The 16,965-nt window shown below is 59.8% G+C and carries 16 protein-coding genes; 12 read left to right on the top strand and 4 right to left on the bottom strand.

Annotation, left to right across the window (positions count from 1 at the left end):
* The first annotated feature begins 198 nt into the window (after positions 1-198).
* The 3 genes from FHT28_RS06140 (at position 199) to FHT28_RS06130 (ending at position 3,456) form a co-directional block, all read left to right on the top strand.
* Complete coding sequence (locus tag FHT28_RS06140) at positions 199-1,551, top strand: extracellular solute-binding protein (protein WP_037199877.1); 1,353 nt, start codon at positions 199-201, stop codon at positions 1,549-1,551.
* 98 nt (positions 1,552-1,649) lie between these two features.
* On the top strand, positions 1,650-2,534 hold the full coding sequence (locus FHT28_RS06135; protein ID WP_092573666.1) for an ABC transporter permease subunit: 885 nt from the start codon (positions 1,650-1,652) through the stop codon (positions 2,532-2,534).
* 7 nt (positions 2,535-2,541) lie between these two features.
* The gene (locus tag FHT28_RS06130; protein ID WP_092573665.1) at positions 2,542-3,456 is read left to right on the top strand and encodes an ABC transporter permease subunit; all 915 of its coding nucleotides are present in this window, start codon (positions 2,542-2,544) and stop codon (positions 3,454-3,456) included.
* Positions 3,457-3,796: 340 nt separating this feature from the next.
* Here FHT28_RS06130 and FHT28_RS06125 read toward each other — a convergent pair whose 3' ends face one another.
* Complete coding sequence (locus tag FHT28_RS06125; RefSeq protein ID WP_168595789.1) at positions 3,797-4,909, bottom strand: sn-glycerol-3-phosphate import ATP-binding protein UgpC; 1,113 nt, start codon at positions 4,907-4,909, stop codon at positions 3,797-3,799.
* A 243-nt stretch (positions 4,910-5,152) separates the two neighbouring features.
* Here FHT28_RS06125 and FHT28_RS06120 point away from each other — a divergent pair, with 243 nt between their 5' ends.
* Complete coding sequence (locus FHT28_RS06120) at positions 5,153-6,610, top strand: deoxyribodipyrimidine photo-lyase (RefSeq protein ID WP_113118291.1); 1,458 nt, start codon at positions 5,153-5,155, stop codon at positions 6,608-6,610.
* A gap of 3 nt (positions 6,611-6,613) precedes the next feature.
* Here FHT28_RS06120 and FHT28_RS06115 read toward each other — a convergent pair whose 3' ends face one another.
* On the bottom strand, positions 6,614-7,444 hold the full coding sequence (locus FHT28_RS06115) for an SDR family NAD(P)-dependent oxidoreductase (RefSeq protein ID WP_047557854.1): 831 nt from the start codon (positions 7,442-7,444) through the stop codon (positions 6,614-6,616).
* 294 nt (positions 7,445-7,738) lie between these two features.
* Here FHT28_RS06115 and FHT28_RS06110 point away from each other — a divergent pair, with 294 nt between their 5' ends.
* From FHT28_RS06110 to FHT28_RS06090, 5 genes are all read left to right on the top strand, one after another.
* On the top strand, positions 7,739-8,779 hold the full coding sequence (locus FHT28_RS06110) for a cysteine synthase A (protein WP_047638013.1): 1,041 nt from the start codon (positions 7,739-7,741) through the stop codon (positions 8,777-8,779).
* 4 nt (positions 8,780-8,783) lie between these two features.
* Positions 8,784-9,521 (top strand): alanyl-tRNA editing protein, encoded by a 738-nt coding sequence (locus FHT28_RS06105; protein WP_037199889.1) that lies wholly within the window; start codon positions 8,784-8,786, stop codon positions 9,519-9,521.
* Positions 9,522-9,582: 61 nt separating this feature from the next.
* Positions 9,583-10,440 (top strand): 3-mercaptopyruvate sulfurtransferase, encoded by an 858-nt coding sequence (sseA, locus tag FHT28_RS06100; RefSeq protein ID WP_037199890.1) that lies wholly within the window; start codon positions 9,583-9,585, stop codon positions 10,438-10,440.
* Between the two features lie 2 nt (positions 10,441-10,442).
* A complete protein-coding gene (locus FHT28_RS06095; RefSeq protein ID WP_168595788.1) occupies positions 10,443-11,009 on the top strand; it encodes a GNAT family N-acetyltransferase in 567 nt (188 codons plus the stop codon).
* Positions 11,010-11,078: 69 nt separating this feature from the next.
* On the top strand, positions 11,079-11,552 hold the full coding sequence (locus tag FHT28_RS06090; RefSeq protein WP_047557860.1) for a DUF1203 domain-containing protein: 474 nt from the start codon (positions 11,079-11,081) through the stop codon (positions 11,550-11,552).
* A gap of 128 nt (positions 11,553-11,680) precedes the next feature.
* On the opposite strand, the gene ald is transcribed toward FHT28_RS06090, so the two are convergent.
* Positions 11,681-12,799 carry an alanine dehydrogenase gene (gene ald / locus FHT28_RS06085; RefSeq protein WP_037199895.1) on the bottom strand — a complete coding sequence of 373 codons (1,119 nt, stop codon included), beginning with the start codon at positions 12,797-12,799 and terminating at the stop codon, positions 11,681-11,683.
* 151 nt (positions 12,800-12,950) lie between these two features.
* On the opposite strand from ald, the gene FHT28_RS06080 reads away from it, so the two are divergent.
* Positions 12,951-13,412, top strand: a complete 462-nt coding sequence (locus FHT28_RS06080; RefSeq protein WP_037199897.1) for an Lrp/AsnC family transcriptional regulator — start codon at positions 12,951-12,953, stop codon at positions 13,410-13,412.
* A gap of 6 nt (positions 13,413-13,418) precedes the next feature.
* Here the strand turns inward: FHT28_RS06080 and FHT28_RS06075 are convergent, their stop codons facing one another.
* Entirely contained in the window at positions 13,419-14,222 is an 804-nt protein-coding gene (locus FHT28_RS06075) for an endonuclease/exonuclease/phosphatase family protein (protein ID WP_168595787.1), read from the bottom strand.
* A 224-nt stretch (positions 14,223-14,446) separates the two neighbouring features.
* Between FHT28_RS06075 and FHT28_RS06070 the strand changes: the two genes are divergently transcribed.
* Together FHT28_RS06070 and FHT28_RS06065 are read left to right on the top strand one after the other, a co-directional pair.
* Positions 14,447-14,806, top strand: coding sequence for a PilZ domain-containing protein (locus tag FHT28_RS06070; protein ID WP_037199900.1), 360 nt, complete (start codon positions 14,447-14,449; stop codon positions 14,804-14,806).
* A 137-nt stretch (positions 14,807-14,943) separates the two neighbouring features.
* Positions 14,944-16,932 carry a bifunctional 2',3'-cyclic-nucleotide 2'-phosphodiesterase/3'-nucleotidase gene (locus FHT28_RS06065; protein ID WP_168595786.1) on the top strand — a complete coding sequence of 663 codons (1,989 nt, stop codon included), beginning with the start codon at positions 14,944-14,946 and terminating at the stop codon, positions 16,930-16,932.
* The last annotated feature ends 33 nt before the right edge of the window (positions 16,933-16,965 follow it).

Here is a 16,965-nt window from a genome sequence, read left to right as displayed (position 1 = left end):
ACACGTCTTTATTAGCGCCATCTCAAATACTTGATCATTCAAAGTTCGGCCGCCCGAAAACCCTCGCATCGACTGAAAATGGCTGTCGATCCGGGATTTTTGCCCTCAACAAACTGTCACACAGCTTGTCTATAACGCCGCTACCGCGGACTTGCGCAAGACCACCGGTTCCGAGCTTTCAAAAAGGAAATAGGGATTATGTCGAAACTTAAAAACTACATTTCGGCTGCCGCCGCCGGCGTCATGAGCTTAGCGCTGGCCCTGCCTGCTGCTGCTGCTCCGACCAAGTTCGATTTCTGGTTCGGCCTGTCGGGCGACCTCGAGCGCGTCGTTCAGACGATGTGCAAGAACTTCAACGAGTCACAGAAGGACTATGAAGTCGTCTGCACCAGCCAGGGCAATTACGACGCCACTTTGCAGAACACCATTGCCGCCTTCCGCGCTGGCAAGCAGCCTGCAGTCGTCCAGGTCTATGACGCCGGCACCGCAACCATGATGCTCTCCGGCGCCTATTACCCGGCCGGCAAGCTGATGTCCGAAAATGGCTACAAGATCGACTGGAACGACTACTTCCCCGGCATTGCGCGCTATTACGCAACGTCGAAGGGCGAGCTGCTCTCCTTCCCGTTCAACTCTTCGACCGCCCTGCTCTATTGGAACAAGGACGCTTTTGCCAAGATCGGCAAGACTGAAGCTCCGAAGACCTGGGAAGAAGCCGCAGACGACATGAAGGCGCTCAAGGGTGCCGGCTATGAATGCCCGATGGCAATCAACATCTCCGGCAACGAAAGCTGGCAGCTGATGGAGCAGTTCTCGGCGATCCACAACCAGCCGATCGCCACCAAGAATAACGGCTATGACGGTCTCGACGCCCGTCTCGAGGTCAACAAGACCAAGTTCGTCAAGTACGTTACCGACCTCAAGAGCTGGTACGATCAGGGCCTCATCAAGATCAAGTCCAAGGATCTCGGCCAGGACATGGTTCAGGCCTTTGCCTCGGGCGATTGCCAGATGATCATGACCTCGGTCGGCGACCACGGCTCGATCACCAAGACGCAGAAGGCTGGCATGAACTGGGATGTTGCCGAACTTCCCGTCTACGCCGGCACCGAGCGCAAGAACTCGCTTGTCGGCGGTGCTTCGCTCTGGGTTCTCTCCGGCAAGTCGGCTGACGAATACAAGGGCGCAGCCGCATTCCTAAACTTCATCCACGACCCCAAGACCGCTCTCTTCTGGTCGACCAACACCGGCTACATCCCGGTCACGAATTCAGGCTTTCAGTTCATGAAGTCCTCAGGCTTCTACGACAAGGCTCCCTATAAGGGCCGCGAAGTCGCGATCGCCAGCTTGACCGCTTCCGAGCCGACCCCGATCACCCGCGGCATCCGCCTCGGCAACTTCACGCAGATCCGCGCCGAATTCGGCAACCAGATGCAGGCGATCTTCGCCAATAAGGTCGGCGTCCAGGAAGGCATCGACAACTTGGTCAAGAATGGTGACGCCGTCCTTGAGCGCTTCGAAGCCACCTACAAGGGCAAGCAGCTGCCGTAAGCAGCAAACCTCATAACAGACAGCGTCCGCCGGGGCCTCCCGGCGGACGTTCGTTATGAGAGCGAGAGTGGCATCGGGACCCTAAGCCGGAAGAGACCATGGAAAAGCGCATAACTTTCAACAAATGGAGCGTTGGCATCCTGTTCGCAGTGCCGCAGTTGCTCCTCATCTTCACCTTTTTCTATTGGCCGGCCGGTCAAGCGGTCTTCTGGTCATTGACGCTGCAGCAGCCCTGGGGCGGCGGCAACATCTGGGTCGGGCTCGACAATTTCAAAGCCATCCTCGCCAGTTCCGATTACTGGAACTCGGTCACGATCAGCATCATTTTCGCCGGTATCAGCACCGGTATTGCCATGGGCGGCGGCCTCATATTCGCAGCCCTGACCGATCGACAGCTGCGCGGTTCGAAAATCTACCGCGTAGTCCTGATCTGGCCCTATGGCATCGCGGCTCCCGCAGCGGCGATGGCCTTCCGCTTCATTCTGGCGCCGGAAGCCGGCCTCATCGCCGTGGTCAATCAGTGGTGGCCGGGCATCTGGGATCCGGGCCTCGACGGCAACGCAGCCATGGCTTGCATCATCGCCGCCTTCTCGTGGAAATATATCGGCTATAGCTTCATCTTCTTCCTTGCTGCCTTTCAGGCCATTCCACGCTCGTTGATCGAGGCGGCCGCCATGGACGGCTCAAGCGTGCTTCGACGCTTCTGGGATATCCAATTTCCGTTGATCACGCCGACGATCTTCTTCCTGCTGGTCATCAACATCACCGAGAGCTTCCAGGATTCGTTCGGCATCGTCGACATCATGACATCCGGCGGCCCGCACAACTCGACCAATCTCATGGTCTACAAGATCTATTCCGACGGCTTCAAAGGCCTCGATTTTTCCGGTGCGGCGGCGCAGAGCATCGTTCTGATGCTGCTGATCATCGTGCTTACCATCTTCCAGTTCCGCTTCATCGAGCGGCGCGTGCATTATCGTTGAGGTTGACATGGTCGAGCGCACACCCATCCTTAATTTCTTCACCCATCTGATCCTACTCATCGGCTTCCTGATGGCAGTGGGACCTTTGGTCATCGTCGCTATCGCCGCATCCCATAACCTGGCCGATGTCAACAAGGTGCCGATGTCGCTGATCCCCGGCGCTGATTTCTGGGTCAACATGAAGACAGCCTGGACGACCGCCAAACTCGGCCCCAAGCTGCTGAACAGCCTGATCTTCGCCACCGGTGTTGCGGTGGGAAAGGTATTTATTTCGGCGATCACTGCCTTTTCGCTGGTCTATTTCCGCTATCCAGGCCGCCACTTCATCTTCTGGCTTATCTTCATAACGCTGATGCTACCGCTCGAAGTCCGTATCGTGCCGACCTATGCTGTTGCCGCCAACGTCCTGTCGCCCTACCAGGGGCTTCTCGACATCACCGGCATCACCTGGCTCATCGAGAAGGTTACAGGCGTTCAGGTTGCGCTGAACCTGGGTTTGCTTAACTCCTTCCCCGGCCTCATTCTGCCGCTGGTCGCCACAGCGACCGGCACCTTCCTCTATCGCCAGTTCTTCCTGACCATACCGGACGAGCTGACCGAGGCCGCGCGCATGGACGGCGCAGGATCGCTGCGCTTCTTCATCGACATCCTGATGCCGCTGTCGCGCACCAATATGGCAGCACTCGGCACCATCATGTTCCTCTGGGCCTGGAACCAGTATCTCTGGCCGCTGCTGGTCACCACCGATCCTGCGCATGCAACCGCGGTCACCGAACTCAAGCAGCTCATCCCGAACGTGGGCGGCCTTCCCGAGTGGCACATTGCCATGGCCGGCACGCTGATCGTCATGCTGCCGCCGCTCCTCGTCGTGGTCCTGATGCAGCGCTGGTTCGTTCGCGGCCTGATCTCCACCGAGAAGTGATCGGATCGCCTGCCGCCTTTCCTTGAGCGGCAGGCAATTCACACCCACTCCTTTGTGGGGGGCGGATTAGTCGTGGCGGACAAGAACATTCTTCTCAGAGACATGAGCTTGGCCGTGGCCGGCTGATCAGGCTGGCGCGTAGACAATATGGCTAGATCCATCAGGGTATCGGCTGCGAGCTGGAAGTTGACGCAAGCATCGCAGCGGCGGCGAAATGAGCCGTGCCGATCCCGGGCAGATTCGACCCTAAGGCCCCCACCCCTCTTCTCCTCATTCAAGCAAAAAGCCCGGAAATCGATCATGATTTCCGGGCGCTCTTGCTGAAAATTGATGTCTGAAATTAGTGTGCCATCACCTTCAAGGGCGTGACGGAAGCAACGGCGTCGAGCCGCAAACCGGTATCCTGGGCGAAGAGGTGCGTGTGCTGTTGCGGCAGTTCCAGACCAACGGCCTGACCGGTCTGCCCGGTCGTGTGATCGGCCACAGCGATGGCGAAGCTCGATCCGTTGATATCGCAATGGATGACGCGGCCGGCGCCGAGCTCCTCGACGAAGTCGACCGTCGCCGGAATGGCGCCGGGCGTGCCTGCCGGCACGAGACGCGCCTGTTCCGGGCGGATGCCGAGAGCGACCGGCTGGCCTGCATGACGCTTGCCGATATTGGCATCAATCCCGATCGGCAGGCCATCGAAGATGAACTGTTCGCCGTTCGCCGAGAACGTGCCTTCCAGGAAATTCATGGCCGGCGAACCGATGAACGAACCGACGAAGCGGGTGCGCGGCGTGTTGTAGATTTCAAGGGGAGTGCCGACCTGTTCGACATTGCCCTTGTACATGACCACCAGCTTGTCGGCGAGCGTCATGGCCTCGACCTGATCGTGGGTCACGAAAACCGACGTGGCCGAAAGGCGCTTGTGCAGGCGCCGGATCTCGACGCGCATCTGCACGCGCAGCTTGGCATCGAGGTTGGAGAGCGGTTCGTCGAAAAGGAAGACCTTCGGCTCGCGGATGATGGCGCGGCCCATGGCGACGCGCTGACGCTGGCCGCCGGAAAGCTCGGCCGGCTTGCGGGCGAGGAAGTCTTCCAGGCCGACGATCTTGGCGGTTTCCTTGATGCGGCGGTCACGCTCCTCGCGCGGCACGCCTGCAACCTTCAGCGCGTAGCCCATGTTGGCGGCGACATCCATATGCGGATAGAGCGCATAATTCTGGAAGACCATGGCGCACCCGCGCTCGCGCGGCTCGAGCTGATTGACAACCTTGCCGTCGATGACGATCTCGCCCGACGAAATATCCTCAAGGCCGGCAATCATGCGCAGAAGGGTGGACTTGCCGCAGCCGGAAGGGCCAAGAATGACGACAAACTCGCCCGAACGAAAGTTCAGGTCGACGCCGTGGACCACCTGGTTGCGTCCGTAGGCCTTGTGAACTTGTTCGATCCGGATTTCCGCCATGTTGTTCTTTCCCACCTGTCAATTCTGGGCCGCCAATTGCTTGGACTGCTAGCGAATTTGCATTACAGAACAGTGACAAGGATCCTTATATCACAAGAGGCATCCCGATTTCCTCACGAGAGTTGCGCTGGCGATTCCATGGCGATACGTGCGGTGGTGGAACCATTTCGCCACCCGCGCCGTATATGGCTGCGAAGGCAATGAAGCATATGAAGAATGCGGCACAGACGACCGGCGAGAACCATGACATCCTCCACCGATGAGCCGAATCCCATTCTCCTGTGGTTCCGCAAGGATCTCCGCCTTGACGACAATCACGCCCTGCAGGCTGCCGCAGCATCGGGCCGACCCGTTTTCCCCATCTATATCAGGGAGCCGGAAGCGAAGGGCTGCGGGCCGCTCGGGGCAGCACAGCGGTGGTGGCTCCATCATTCCCTCGCCGCCTTAGATAAAAGCCTCCACGGCCTCGGCAGCAAGCTTGTTCTGCGAACGGGCGATGCGCTGTCGGTCATTGAAAGGCTCCTCGATGAGACGAGTGCAGAGGCCATCGTCTGGAACCGGCGTTATGACCCCGCCGGCATGGCGGTGGATGTGGACGTCAAGAAGACCTTGCGCGATGCCGGCATAAAGGCAAACAGCTTTGCCGGTCAGCTGCTGCATGAGCCGTCACGCGTGCGCACCGGCACCGGCAACCCGTACAAGACCTACACGCCGTTCTGGCGGGCGCTGGAGCAGTTCGGCGAGCCGCCCTTTCCGATCGACGCGCCTGCAAAGCTCTGCGCGCCCGGCCACTGGCCGCTATCGGATTCGCTTGGCTCATGGTCGCTGCTGCCCACCAAGCCGAACTGGGCCTCGAATTTCCCGGATATGTGGGTGCCTGGCGAGGCTGCGGCACGCGGGAAGCTGGGCGACTTCATCGAGACCGCGCTCGACAGCTATGCGGTCGAGCGCGATTTTCCCGACAAGCCGGCAACATCCATGCTGTCGCCGCACCTGGCGCTCGGCGAGATTTCCCCGGCCCGGATATGGCACGCTACGCGAGGTCTTCCCAAAAACATCCCGACGGACAATATCGTGCGCTTTCGCAAGGAAGTCGCCTGGCGGGAATTCTGCTATCATCAGCTCTTCCACTTCCCCAACCTCAACTCTGCCAATTGGAACGATCGATATGACGACTTTCCATGGCGCTCGGATGCGCAGCTTTTCGACAGTTGGCGACGTGGGCAAACAGGATATCCGATCGTCGATGCCGGCATGCGGCAGCTCTGGCGCCATGGCTGGATGCACAATCGCGTCCGCATGATCGTCGCCTCCTTCCTGATCAAGGATCTGTTGATCGACTGGCGCGAGGGGGAAGCCTGGTTCCGCGACACGCTTGTCGATGCCGACCCGGCCGCTAACGCCGCAAACTGGCAATGGGTGGCGGGCTCAGGTGCGGATGCGTCGCCCTTCTTCCGTATCTTCAATCCGGTGCTGCAGGGTGAAAAATTCGATTCGGATGGCGGCTATATCAGAACCTTCGTGCCGGAACTGGCCGATCTCGACAACAAGTATATCCATCGGCCATTTGAAGCGCCTGACGATGTGCTGAGACGCGCAGGCGTAACGCTTGGCCAGCACTATCCTCGGCCGATCGTCGATCACGCTCTGGCACGGCGACGCGCGCTCGATGCGCTCGCGTCGCTGAAGAATGATGAGTAGACGCTATTCCGCCGGATGCGGCGTTGCTCGCGTGTCGACTGACCGCCGTTTAGCGCCGCTCCCCAGAAAATATCTGACTACACGGAAATAGAGGCTATAGGGCAGCAGCTTCAAGAGCTTTGCCCGGTAAACGAGACTCTTCGGGAAGCAGATATCGAAAGCCGGGGATTTCAATCCGGCAGCGATCGCATCGGCCGCCTCGTTGGCGGACAGAATGCCCGGCATGGCGAATTTGTTCTTCGCCGTCAGCGGCGCTTCAACATAGCCGGGGGTCACAAGCTGGATATGGATGCCCATGCGATCGAGCTCGAAATTCAGGCTTTCCGCCATGTTGATCAAGGCAGCTTTGGTGGCGCCGTAAGCGGCACAGCCGGGAAGACCGGCATAACCCGCAACGGAAGAGACGATGGCGATCTGGCCATATCCTCTGGCCCGCATATGCCGCACCGCCGGAACGAGACAGTTGACGACACCATGGAGATTGACGGCAAAACTGCGGTCGAAAACCTCGTGGTTCAGATCCTCGCCGCGCGCCGGCAGATAGATGCCGGCATTGAGAACCGCCAAGGCAACAGCGCCGTGCTGATATTCGATCGCGGCGACGGTGTGCTCCATGTCTTCGGCCTGGGTCACGTCGCCATCGAGCACGACGATGCTGCCGGGAAGTTCGCTCGCCTCCGCCTGCAATGCCAAAAGCTTGTCGTGGCTGCGGGCCGTTACGGCCACTTTATACCCTTCGCCCGCCAGTTTCAGTGCCAGCGCTCGGCCCATGCCGGAACTGGCGCCGGTGATCCAGACGACTCCGTGTTCAGGACGCGCAATGAACGGGCTCATGGCTCTTCTCCTTGGCTGACGGCCGCCTACATCAAACACTCAACCGCGGCCGCCCGTAGCATTTTAGAAATAACGTATCATTGTGGCCGCTTTCGGCCAGTCTGTTGCCTTCGATGCGGAAATCTATGTCACCAACCAGGGACAAGTGAAGGGCCGCGACGCGTAGGCGATTAGTGTCGCCCAAGTTGAATTTTGCAGGCCGAACGAAGAGCGAGGAACAGAATTTCTTGCCTATGCCGCCTTGTGAAGGGAAAAGACCGTTCTTACAGTAGTCGTGAACAGAAGGCAGATTCCATGACCGTCCACCCCTCCGTCCTCGAAGCAATTGGCAATACGCCGCTGATCAAGCTCAAGGGCGCCTCCGAGGCGACGGGCTCGACCATTCTCGGCAAGGCCGAGTTCCTGAACCCCGGTCAGTCGGTCAAGGATCGCGCCGCGCTCTACATCATTCGCGATGCCGAGAAGAAGGGGCTGCTCAGGCCCGGCGGCGTCATCGTCGAGGGCACGGCGGGTAATACGGGTATCGGCCTCACGCTGGTCGCCAAGGCGCTCGGCTATCGCACGGTGATCGTAATTCCGGAAACCCAGAGCCAGGAAAAGAAGGATGCGCTGAAGCTGCTCGGCGCGGAACTGGTCGAGGTCCCAGCGGTTCCCTACAAGAACCCGAACAATTATGTGAAGCTGTCCGGCCGGCTTGCCGAGCAATTGGCGAAGACGGAGCCGAACGGCGCGATCTGGGCGAACCAGTTCGACAACGTCGCCAACCGGCAGGCGCATATAGAGACGACCGCCAAGGAAATCTGGGCCGACACGTCAGGCAAGGTCGATGGCTTCATCTGCTCGGTCGGCTCCGGCGGCACACTGGCCGGCGTCGCCATGGGCCTGCATGCCTTCAACAAGGACATCAAGATCGGCATCGCCGACCCGGAAGGCGCTGCGCTCTATGAGTTCTACAAGAACGGCGAGTTGAAGTCCTCCGGCTCCTCGATCACCGAGGGCATCGGTCAGGGCCGCGTGACGGCCAATCTGGAGGGCTTTACCCCCGACTTCGCCTACCAGATCACCGATGCCGAAGCCCTGCCCTACCTCTTCGACCTCGTCGAATACGAAGGCCTGTGCCTTGGCGGCTCGACGGCCATCAACATTGCCGGCGCCGTGCGTCTTGCCAGGGATCTAGGCCCAGGACATACGATCGTGACTGTTCTGTGCGATTACGGCAATCGCTATCAGTCCAAGCTCTTCAATCCGGACTTCCTGAAGTCGAAGGGCCTGCCGCTGCCGGCCTATCTTGAAAAACGGGCGGATATTTCCGTCCCATACGAAACAGTAGCGTGATCCTATGGCCGTGAATGCCCTCTACCGTGACGATTTCTACCTCTCGACCGCCGAAGCGGTCGTGACCGCGATCCACGAGGATGGGGGCATCGAGCTCGATCAGACCTGCTTTTACGCCACCTCCGGCGGCCAGCCGGGCGATACCGGTTTCTTCGAGCGCGCCGATGGCTCCAAGATCATGCTCGGCCAGACCAGGCACGGGCCGATCAAGGACATCATCATTCATGTGCCGCTCGAGGGCCAGGCGCAGCCCATCCTCGGCGAAAAGCTGGTGTTGCACGTCGACTGGCCGCGTCGCTACAAGCTGATGCGCATGCATACGGCCTGTCACTTGCTCTCGGTCGTCTGCCCCTATCCGATTACGGGTGCTGCGGTCGGCGAGGATGAAAGTCGGGTCGATTTCGACATGAGCGAGACGATCGACAAGGACGAGGTGACCGCCAGGATGATGGCGCTGGTCAACGAAAACCATCCCGTTTTCCTCCGGTGGATCACCGACGAGGAGCTGGCCGCCAATCCGGGTATCGTCAAATCCAAGAATGTGCGCCCGCCGATCGGCCTCGGCCGCGTCAGCCTTGTCTGCATCGGAGAGGACTCCGCCGTTGACAGCCAGCCCTGTGGCGGCACACATGTGTCGGAGACGCAGGAGGTCGGAGCGATTCACATCGCCAAGATCGAGAAGAAGGGCAAGGAAAACCGCCGTTTCCGCATCCGTTTCGGCGCCCCGACCGACGAAAACTGACGCCGGCAAGCGTCGATATCCCGACACCGAGATCAAGAAACCATAGCAGGGAGAGATCATCATGGCAGCGGACAAAAGCCGTTTCGTCGTATCCGCGGACTGGCTGCAGAGCGAGCTGGGTGCCAAGGACCTGCGCATCCTCGACGCCTCCTTCTATCTGCCGGCGCAGAAGCGCAATGCCGATGCCGAATATGCCGGCGGCCATATTCCGGGCGCGATCCGCTTCGATCAGGACAAGATCGCCGATCACTCGACCAACCTGCCGCATATGGTGCCCTCGCCCGAGCTCTTTGCGGCAGAGGTCGGCAAGCTCGGCATCAGCGAGACCGATCGCATCGTCGTCTATGACGGCCCCGGCCTGTTTGCCTCGCCGCGCGTCTGGTGGCTGTTCCACATCGTCATGGGCGCGCCGAACGTCTTCGTGCTCGATGGAGGGCTCGACGGCTGGAAGGCCGAAGGTCGGCCGCTGGAAACGGCACTTCCGACATTCGAACCCGCAACCTTCAAGCCGAATTTCAATGGCAGCCGCGTCGTTGCGCTCGACGAGATGCGAGATATCGTCGACAGCCGTTCCCTGCAGATCGCCGATGCCCGCAGCGCCGGCCGCTTTGCCGCTGTGGAACCGGAACCGCGCGAAGGCATGCGCTCCGGCCACATGCCGGGCGCCAAGAGCCTGCCATCGGGCGTCTTCGCCACCAACGGCAAGTTCAAGTCGCTGCCCGAGCTGCGTGAGACCATAGAAAAGGCCGGCATCGATCTCGACAAGCCCGTCGTGACCACCTGCGGCTCCGGCATTACCGCCGCCATCATCACATTGGCGCTCGAATCGCTCGGCCACAGCGGCAACAAGCTCTACGACGGCTCATGGTCTGAGTGGGGCAGCCGCGCGGACACGCCGATCGCTACCGGTCAAGATTGAGCATGGCATCCGTGAAAACGCCTTCGTCGATCAAAGTCCACATCACCCGTCTGGAAATGAACGCGCCGCCCAAGACGAGCCTGGCGATGCCGGTCAATATTCAGACGGCTATCATGCGTGCGCCGGGCATTCCGCTGCCCTTCTATCGCTATCTCTACCGTCAGGTCGGGGCTCGCTGGCATTGGGTCGACCGGCTGCGCATGTCTGACGAGGAGCTGACGGCGATCCTTCACGATCAGCGCAACGATATCAGCGTGCTTTATGTCAACGGCGCTCCGGCCGGCTTCTTCGAATATTTCCGCCAGGACGAGGAAACCATCGAACTCAGCCATTTCGGCCTTATAGAGCATGCGCTCGGCCTCGGCATCGGCAAATGGTTCCTGCTCCAGTCGCTGTACGCCATATGGACGCTGAACCCGCAACGGATCATAACGACCACCAACGATCTCGATCATCCGCGAGCGCTTCAGCTCTACCAGATGTTCGGCTTTTCGCCGATTTCCACCGGCCAAGGCATTGTCAGGCCGTTGAGCGATAAAGAACTGCTGGAGTTCGCCAAGAACAACTAGCGGCAGGAATCGGGTGGCTTCGCGCGATGGCCTAAGGCATCACATGGTAAACCCCACAAGGAGATTTCCATGTCCACCATCGCCTTTTCCGCCATGCCGACATCCGATGCCGAAATGCTCTGGAACGGAGGCATGGACGCCTATGGTCACCAGCCGGAGACCATGATCTCCGACGGCCCCGGCCATCCCTGCCGCCATTGCCTGCGCAATATCGATGCCGGCGAGGAGCTTTTCGTCTTCGCCTATCGGCCCTTCCCTGAATTGCAACCCTATGCGGAGACCGGCCCGATCTTCCTGCACAAGACGCCCTGCAAACGCTACGAGGTGAAAGAAGTCCTGCCGCCGGTGCTGGCGACCAGCCGGGATTTCATCGTGCGCGGCTATGGCAAGAACAATCGCATCGTCTACGGAACAGGCGCCGTGACGCCAATCGGTGATATTCCTGCCTATGCCACATCGCTGCTCGAGCGCGAGGACATCGCCTATGTCCACGTCCGCTCGGCGCGCAACAATTGCTATCAGTGCCGGATAGACCGCGTATAATCCAGCGGTTGTACGCTATTCAAAAATGCTACTGCGTCCTTTGCGCCAAAAGGGCGCGCGGCGTAGTAGAAAGTAGCGCCGGCATATGCTGATGCCGGCGCCTCCATCTGACGTGAGCGCGATGGGCTTTACGCTACGTTCAGGATGCTTTCGGGCGCGACGGCTTCATAGCCAAGCGCTTCGGCCACCGGCTTGTTGGTAATGCGGCCCTTGTGCACGTTGAGGCCATTTCGGAGGTGCTTGTCTTCGGCGATGGCGCGCAGGCCGCGATCAGCCAATGCGAGGCCGTGATAGATGGTGGCGTTGTTCAAGGCATGCGCCGAGGTGACCGGAACCGCGCCCGGCATGTTGGCGACACAGTAATGCACAACGCCTTCGACCACGTAGGTCGGGTCCGAATGGGTTGTGGCATGCGAGGTTTCGAAGCAGCCGCCCTGATCGATGGCGACATCGACGATGACGGAGCCGCTCTTCATGCCCGACAGCATCTCACGCGTGACGAGCTTCGGCGCGGCGGCACCGGGGATCAAGACGGCGCCGATCACGAGATCGGCGGTGAAGACCTCCTCTTCCAGCGCCTGGATGCTGGAATAGCGCGTGTGGACGCGACCGTTGAAGATATCGTCCAGCTGGCGCAGTCGCGGCAGGGAACGATCGAGAATGCTGACATCGGCGCCGAGGCCGGCCGCCATCTTTGCGGCATGCAGACCGACCACACCGCCGCCGATGATGGCGACCTTGGCCGGCAGCACGCCCGGCACGCCCCCGAGCAGGATGCCGAGACCGCCATTGGCCTTCTGCAACGCCGTCGCGCCCGCCTGGATCGATAGACGGCCGGCGACCTCGGACATCGGCGCCAGCAACGGCAGGCCGCCGCGCTCATCGGTGACGGTCTCATAGGCGATGGCGGTTACGCCGGAGGCGAGCAGGCCCTTGGTCTGCTCAGGATCGGGTGCCAGATGCAGATAGGTGTAGAGAAGCTGGCCGTCGCGAAGCTGCGCCCATTCGGAGGGCTGCGGCTCCTTGACCTTGACGATCATGTCGCACTTCTCGAAAATATCCTTGGCGCTTGCAGCGATCTTGGCGCCGGCGGCGGCATAGGCATGGTCATCGGCGCCGATGCCGGCACCGGCCTTCGTCTCGACCCAGACCTCGTGGCCGTGGGCGACATATTCACGAACGGATGCCGGCGTCAGGCCGACGCGATATTCGTGGTTCTTGATTTCCTTCGGGCAACCAACGCGCATTTCATTCCTCCTCGAATGCTTTTGCGTATGCAATTTCTCCAAGGGAAATCAGACCACCTCCGCCCTGAAATGTCCTTGCAAAGACGATTTGCGTTACGGTCATTTTTCGTGATTTATTGCGCAGACAAGAGTTTTTTCGAAAGATCTTCGAATGTCCGACCTTGACGCCATAGATCATTCGATTCTGCGGATGCTGCAGCAGAACGCGCGGATCACCAATGCGGAACTGGCCGAAAAGGTCGGCCTTTCGCCATCAGCCTGCTCGCGCAGGCTCGATATTCTCGAAAAGAACGGCGTCATCGACGGCTATCACGCGCACCTGTCGCACAAGGCGCTGGACTACAAGATGATCGCCATCGTGCACATCTCGCTATCCGGCCAGTTCGCCAAGACGCTTTCGGAATTCGAAACGGCGGTGAAGCGCTGTCCGAATGTGCTCGCCTGCTATCTCATGTCGGGCGAATACGACTACATATTGCGCGTCGCCGCGCGGGACCTCGAGGACTATGAGCGCATCCATCGCGATTGGCTCTCTGCGCTGCCGCATGTCGTTAAGATCAATTCCAGCTTTGCCCTGCGCGAAATCATCGACCGGCCGAATGTCGGTCTCTGATCCCAGTCAGCGCAGGTCCAGCAGCAATGCGCGGTGATCGGAAACTTCAGGTTCGGCCACGGGGTCGAAATTGATCACCTCGATATTCGGCGTTACCAGCATGTAGTCGGCAAAGCGCGGCTGCTTGCGATAGTGGGAGGTGCGGGTGTCGTCATGTCCCCGCGAGGTGACGAGATCGACAAGCCCCAGGCTGCCGAGGATTTCGAATGTAACGCTGCCCGGCAGCACGTTGAAATCGCCGCAGACGACCAGTCGCTCGCCATCCTGCCGGACCTGGCGGATAAGCTCGACCAGTGCGTCCGCCTGACGGCGGCGCGCTGGCGTATCGCCCTTGCCTTCGATATCTCGCAGGCCATGCATCTGGGCGATCGTGATCGGGTAGCCGTGCTCGTAGTCGAAGAGACGAATGCAATGCGCGTTGCGCGACCGCGGATGCGGTCCCCACCCATCGGCCGAGAATTCGCCATGGATGAAACCCACGGCCTGGCCGATGATCGGATAGGTCCTGCGCACAAAGGTCGCCAGCCCGAATTCGGACTGCAGCCGCCGATCGCCGTCGAAGAGATCGCCGCGCGCAACGGGCGAGAAGAACGCATCATGGGCCGGCAAAGCGGCCTTCAGCTCCTCGAAGAGATTGGCCCGCTGCAGGAGCTCGACGCCGTGGTCGCGATAAACAAGCCATTCGGATTCGGCATCGAGTGTCCGAACCACTTCCTGCAGGCACAACACATCCGCATCGATATCGACGAGGTAGGGCATCAACGGCTCATGCAGCCGGCCGCCCCATGCATTCAAGGAAACGATGCGCAATATCCTGTGCCCTCTCCAATAGCTGTATCCAAATCGCCGGTCGCGCGCAGGCCGACCAACATCGGAAAATCTGCCAGGCCTTTCTGGAGCCTCCAAGGCAATCCCCTGATCGCGCGGTACCGATTCGGGACGCTCGGCTACAATTTTAGCGGTTACCCTCAGAATCTTTCAATGCTTGCATGCTATGCAAAGTCTGAAAAAGATGTGCGAACCGGAATAACACCATGCAGCCCTTTTCCAAATCTCTCGTTCAAGGCAACCTGAAGATCAAGTCGCGAGGTTCGCCGCGCCATTATGCCCGGCTGACGGGTCAAGTCCGATATTTCACCAAGCTTGCTGCAGGACGAGTCGTCAACATTTCCGCCAGAGGAATCGCTCTCGATCTGCAGTCGCCGCTCTATGCGGCCGCAGGCAGCAAGGTTCGCGTCGAATGCGACGATATCGGTTTGCTGGACGGTTTCGTGCGCTGGGCCCATAATGGCCGCATCGGCATCGAGTTCGATCGCTCGTCCAACGCGTCGGCAAAGGTCGCTTCCTATTTCCGCTTTTTCCACAAGGACATAAAGCCGGTTCTGAAACGCTGACCGCATGCGGGCGCTCTCTGAAGAGCGGTCACAATAAGCCTGTCACATTCCTGGTGCACACCTTCGAAAATCGTCCTAATCTCCCTCGCCCGAGAGATGATCGAGGGACCATAGCCCCATCGTAGAAGGAGTCTTCCATGTCTTCCATTCTGGATTTGCCCAGTATGTCGCGCCGTACCCTGCTGCAAGGCCTCAGCGCCACTGCGGCGCTGATCGTGCTGCATCCCTTTGCAGCTCGCGCGGCCGGCAATCAGGCGCATCTGCGTCTCATGGAAACGACGGATATTCACGTCAACGTCTTCCCTTACGACTACTATGCCGACAAGCCGAATGACACGATGGGCCTGACGCGCACCGCGACGATCATCGATAACATTCGCGCGGAAGCCACCAATTCGCTGCTGATCGACAATGGCGACGTGCTGCAGGGCAATCCGATGGGTGATTACATGGCCTATCAGCACGGCATGAAGGACGGCGACGTCCATCCGGTCATCAAGGCGATGAACACACTCGGCTACGAAGTCGGCACGCTCGGCAACCACGAATTCAACTACGGCCTCGACTTCATGTTCAAGGTGCTGGCCGGCGCGAACTTCCCCTTCGTCTGCTCCAACCTGACCAAGGGCCAACTCGCTTCCGACCCGACAAAGGACGATCTGTTCTTCAAGCCCTACCGGATCATTGAAAAGAAGATCAAGGACGGCGCCGGCAACGAAAGCCCGATCAAGATCGGCTTCATCGGCTTCGTACCGCCGCAGATCATGCTTTGGGACATCAAGAACCTCGAGGGCAAGGCGCAGACGCGTGATATCGTCGAAGCTGCCAAGGCCTGGGTGCCTGTCATGAAGGCCGAAGGTGCAGACATCGTCATCGCTCTCTCGCATTCCGGCATCGATGGCAGCGCCCCGTCCGACAAGATGGAAAACGCCTCGCTCTACGTCGCCGCCGTTCCCGGCATCGACGCCGTCTTCACCGGCCACCAGCATCTCGTCTTCCCCGGTCCGAAGACCTGGGACGGCATCAAGGACGCCGATCCGGTCAAGGGCACGCTACACGGCAAGCCCGCCGTCATGGCCGGCTTTTGGGGCTCACACCTCGGCCTGATCGACCTGCTTCTCGAAAAGGACGGCAACAACTGGAAGATCGTCGATTTCACCTCCGAGGCGCGGCCGATCTACCATCGCGACGACAAGAAGAAGGTCATCGCCGACGTCGCCGACAAGAAGGAAGTGGTGGAAGCAGCCAAGGCCGAGCATGAAGCGACGCTGACCTACGTCCGCACGCCGGTCGGCAAGACTTCGGCGCCGCTCTACTCTTATTTTGCGCTCGTTGCCGACGATCCGTCGGTGCAGATCGTCAGCCAGGCACAGGTCTGGTACATCAAGCAAATGCTGAAGGAGACGCAGTACAAGGACCTGCCGGTGCTTTCGGCGGCGGCTCCCTTCAAGTGCGGCGGCCGCAACGGCGTCGACTACTACACAGACGTTCCTGCCGGCAATATCGCCATCAAGAACGTTGCCGATCTCTATCTCTACCCGAATACGGTGCAGGCGGTCGTCATCAACGGCGCGCAGGTGAAGAACTGGCTGGAAATGTCGGCGGCGATGTTCAACCAGGTGCAATCAGGCGCCAAGGATGTCGCTCTGCTCAACGACAGCTTTCCGTCCTACAACTTCGACGTCATCGACGGCGTCACCTATCAGATCGACGTGTCGCAGCCGCGCCGCTTCAGCGATGACGGCAAGCTCCTCAACGCCGATGCAAACCGCATCCAGAACCTGCAATTTGATGGCAAACCGATCGATCCCGCCCAGAAATTCGTGGTAGTCAGCAACAACTACCGCGCCGGCGGCGGCGGCAATTTCCCAGAAATCGGAGCCGACAAGGTCATCTACAAGGCCCCGGACACCAACCGCGACGTCATCGTCCGCTATGTCCATGAACAGGGCACGATCAACCCGACCGCCGACGGCAACTGGACCTTCAAGCCACTCCCGGGCACCACCGTCCTATTCCCAAGCTCACCCAAGGCTAAGGACTTCCTCGCCGAGGTAAAGAGCGTGAAGATCGAGGACGCCGGCGAAGGTACGGACGGGTTCAATAATTTCCGGCTGGTCCTTTAATCGGCTACACCATTCCACACATGAAAATGGGCG

Origin of the sequence: Rhizobium sp. SG570, from assembly GCF_012275345.1 — a bacterium.
GTDB classification, from domain to species: domain Bacteria; phylum Pseudomonadota; class Alphaproteobacteria; order Rhizobiales; family Rhizobiaceae; genus Rhizobium; species Rhizobium lusitanum.
This window is presented reverse-complemented; position numbering and strand designations above follow the sequence as displayed.

What these genes read in the sequence shown, in the direction of transcription:
- FHT28_RS06115 (WP_047557854.1), bottom strand. Translation starts at nt 7,444, where the DNA reads ATGAGCCCGTTCATTGCGCGTCCTGAACACGGAGTCGTCTGGATCACC.
- FHT28_RS06140 (WP_037199877.1), top strand. Translation starts at nt 199, where the DNA reads ATGTCGAAACTTAAAAACTACATTTCGGCTGCCGCCGCCGGCGTCATG.
- FHT28_RS06110 (WP_047638013.1), top strand. Translation starts at nt 7,739, where the DNA reads ATGACCGTCCACCCCTCCGTCCTCGAAGCAATTGGCAATACGCCGCTG.
- FHT28_RS06065 (WP_168595786.1), top strand. Translation starts at nt 14,944, where the DNA reads ATGTCTTCCATTCTGGATTTGCCCAGTATGTCGCGCCGTACCCTGCTG.
- FHT28_RS06095 (WP_168595788.1), top strand. Translation starts at nt 10,443, where the DNA reads ATGGCATCCGTGAAAACGCCTTCGTCGATCAAAGTCCACATCACCCGT.
- FHT28_RS06130 (WP_092573665.1), top strand. Translation starts at nt 2,542, where the DNA reads ATGGTCGAGCGCACACCCATCCTTAATTTCTTCACCCATCTGATCCTA.
- FHT28_RS06105 (WP_037199889.1), top strand. Translation starts at nt 8,784, where the DNA reads ATGGCCGTGAATGCCCTCTACCGTGACGATTTCTACCTCTCGACCGCC.
- FHT28_RS06120 (WP_113118291.1), top strand. Translation starts at nt 5,153, where the DNA reads ATGACATCCTCCACCGATGAGCCGAATCCCATTCTCCTGTGGTTCCGC.
- sseA (WP_037199890.1), top strand. Translation starts at nt 9,583, where the DNA reads ATGGCAGCGGACAAAAGCCGTTTCGTCGTATCCGCGGACTGGCTGCAG.
- FHT28_RS06080 (WP_037199897.1), top strand. Translation starts at nt 12,951, where the DNA reads ATGTCCGACCTTGACGCCATAGATCATTCGATTCTGCGGATGCTGCAG.
- ald (WP_037199895.1), bottom strand. Translation starts at nt 12,799, where the DNA reads ATGCGCGTTGGTTGCCCGAAGGAAATCAAGAACCACGAATATCGCGTC.
- FHT28_RS06125 (WP_168595789.1), bottom strand. Translation starts at nt 4,909, where the DNA reads ATGGCGGAAATCCGGATCGAACAAGTTCACAAGGCCTACGGACGCAAC.
- FHT28_RS06070 (WP_037199900.1), top strand. Translation starts at nt 14,447, where the DNA reads ATGCAGCCCTTTTCCAAATCTCTCGTTCAAGGCAACCTGAAGATCAAG.
- FHT28_RS06090 (WP_047557860.1), top strand. Translation starts at nt 11,079, where the DNA reads ATGTCCACCATCGCCTTTTCCGCCATGCCGACATCCGATGCCGAAATG.
- FHT28_RS06135 (WP_092573666.1), top strand. Translation starts at nt 1,650, where the DNA reads ATGGAAAAGCGCATAACTTTCAACAAATGGAGCGTTGGCATCCTGTTC.